Origin of the sequence: Acidovorax facilis (genome assembly GCF_023913775.1) — a bacterium.
GTDB lineage: Bacteria > Pseudomonadota > Gammaproteobacteria > Burkholderiales > Burkholderiaceae_C > Acidovorax > Acidovorax facilis.
The window spans coordinates 11974-14184 of sequence record NZ_JAMXAX010000141.1; the positions used below are offsets into that span (position 1 = coordinate 11974).

The window sequence follows — 2211 nt, forward strand, 5'->3', positions numbered from 1 at the left end:
CGGGGGGGCTTTCTGCATTCGATCTGGCGCAGGCCAGAGGGATGGTCGCGTCTGTCAACTATGCAAAAGGAGTTCCACATGTCCAAGACCCAAACATCGGCGCAAGTGATTGCCAGGGCCGCCCAGAAGCAACGGGGATCGCGCTCAGGCAAGGCGAACCTGAACCGCGAGGGCCAAGCTTTGAACCAGTGGCTGAGTGCCCGGGGCCACCCTGACGTGCGGCCGCGCCATCTGACGCTGCTCCAGGTGAGGGCCTATATCCTGTGTCGAGCAATTCCGGTGGCGGCATCCGAAGAGCAACGCAAACGCCCTGGCTGCTCGGTGGCCGCACAGGCCAATCTGTTGTCCAAGATCCGATCCTTGATTCGCAATGATCATGGCGATCCCGATGCCGCTGGAATCACCCGCAAGGGGTTGGGAATTACACCGCGCAGCCGTGTCGGCAAGAAGCTGCCGATCGAACAAAATCATTTCGAGCAGGTGGTGGCCGAGGCCCGCAGGAAGGGCCAGGAGGGATTGGCGCTGACCCTGGAGCTCGAACGCTACCTGGGGTTTCGGGGGCTGGAGGCGCTCAGCAGCACCAGTGCCTTGCTGGAGTTTGCCTGCGATGCTGTGCGATTGCTGGGGCAATCGAACTCCACTGCAGCCGGGGGACCGGGGCTGCGCGACCTGAGCATGGCGGTGGTCGATGGCACCAAGGGCGGACGCATCCGCGATACTTTTGTGCTCCAGCGCCATGCGCTAACGACTTTGCATGTGATCCAGCAGGCGCTGGACTATGCCGCCACCCATGACGGGTTCCTGGTTGTGGGCAAGAAAAATGATTTGGCGTCCGCGCGTCGCCACTATCACAGCCAGTGCCGCAAGCTGGGTCTGGTGGGACAGTTTGCGCCCCATTCGCTGCGCTACCGCTATGCAGTCGATTTGCTGCAGGAGCTCATGGAGCGAGGGTGGAGCCGGCAAGACTCTCTGGCGCGTGTGTCCCTGGCCCTGGGGCATGGGTCTTCGCGCCAGCGGTATGTCCGTTCGGTGTACTGCAACAGCGTGGTTGATCAGTTGCCGCCGCCGGAGAAGCGGACGAGGACGATGCAGCGCCAGGCTGCGGAACTCAGGGAGCTGATGGCTCTGTGGCGTACGAAGAGGGAGGCCACGGCAGGCGCATTGGAACTCCTTGATGATCTGCCAGATGCCGCTGCCGAATTGGTGGCTTGAATCGCGACGCCGATCCCGGTATCAAAGCGCAGTCGCTTGCAGCGTCAGCACGTACACCCCTGCAAGTGCATTGCGGGAGCTTGGTCGGGTCTTTTGCTTGCCTCTATCCCCCCGAGCAGTGCCGCCCCCAATCGGCCATCAGCACCCGCCTGCGCTCGAGCAAGGTCCCCCGCGCATACGCAGCCTCGGCTTTGTCCTGGAGCTGGTGCGCCATGGCGTGCTCGATCACCTCACGCGGGTGGTTTGTCGATTCACCCGCCCAGTCGCGAAAGCTGCTGCGAAACCCGTGGACCGTCAGATCCGCATGCCCCATGCGCTTGAGCAAGGCCATGCACGCTGCGTTGGACAGTGGCTGCTCCAGCAGACTGTTCTTGTTGGGCGGTTTTGGAAACACATAGCCCACCGGCTCCACCACCGCGCGGACCTTGTGCAACACCGACAGAGCATGCTGGGACAGCGGAATCAGGTGCTCCTTCTTGGCCTTCATCCGATTGGCCGGTATGGTCCACACCGCACGCTCCAGGTCAATCTCTTCCCAGCGCGCCTTGAGGCCTTCCTCGGTGCGGCAATTGGTCAGAATGATCCATTCAGTGAGCAGTGCTGCCATTCCCGGCTTTTGGCGCAGTTCCGCCATGAACGCAGCAATCTCTCGCCAGGGCAGGGCCGCATGGTGCTTGACCACCATGGTCTTCTTGGGTGCGCTGAGCAGGTTCTCCAGATGCCCTCGCCAGGCTGCCGGGTTGTCTCCCGTGCGGTAGCCCTGCACTTTGCACCAGTCGAGCACCCGCTCCAGGCGGCCACGCAAGCGGCTGGCCGTTTCGGTTTTGTCGACCCAGATGGGTTCAAGCACCCGCATGACATGGTGCGTCTGGATCTCGGATACCGCCAGCGCACCGAGCACCGGGGAGGCATAGGTGGCGAGCGTGTTGGTCCATTGTTCGGCATGCTTGGCGTTCTTCCAGCCCGCACGGTGGCTGGCGATGTAGCGCGCAGCCGCCG

2 protein-coding genes are annotated in these 2211 nt (G+C 62.8%); one reads left to right on the forward strand and one right to left on the reverse strand.

Features of this window, described 5'->3' with window-relative positions; all coding sequences use genetic code 11:
* Window positions 1–78 precede the first annotated feature (78 nt).
* On the forward strand, window positions 79–1212 hold the full coding sequence (locus NFX52_RS25650) for an integrase domain-containing protein (RefSeq protein ID WP_162239737.1): 1134 nt from the start codon (window positions 79–81) through the stop codon (window positions 1210–1212).
* A gap of 103 nt (window positions 1213–1315) precedes the next feature.
* On the opposite strand, the gene NFX52_RS25655 is transcribed toward NFX52_RS25650, so the two are convergent.
* The coding region (locus tag NFX52_RS25655; protein WP_252635873.1) for a tyrosine-type recombinase/integrase at window positions 1316–2211 on the reverse strand (896 nt) is incomplete at its 5' end.

What these genes read in the sequence shown, in the direction of transcription:
- NFX52_RS25650 (WP_162239737.1), top strand. Translation starts at nt 79, where the DNA reads ATGTCCAAGACCCAAACATCGGCGCAAGTGATTGCCAGGGCCGCCCAG.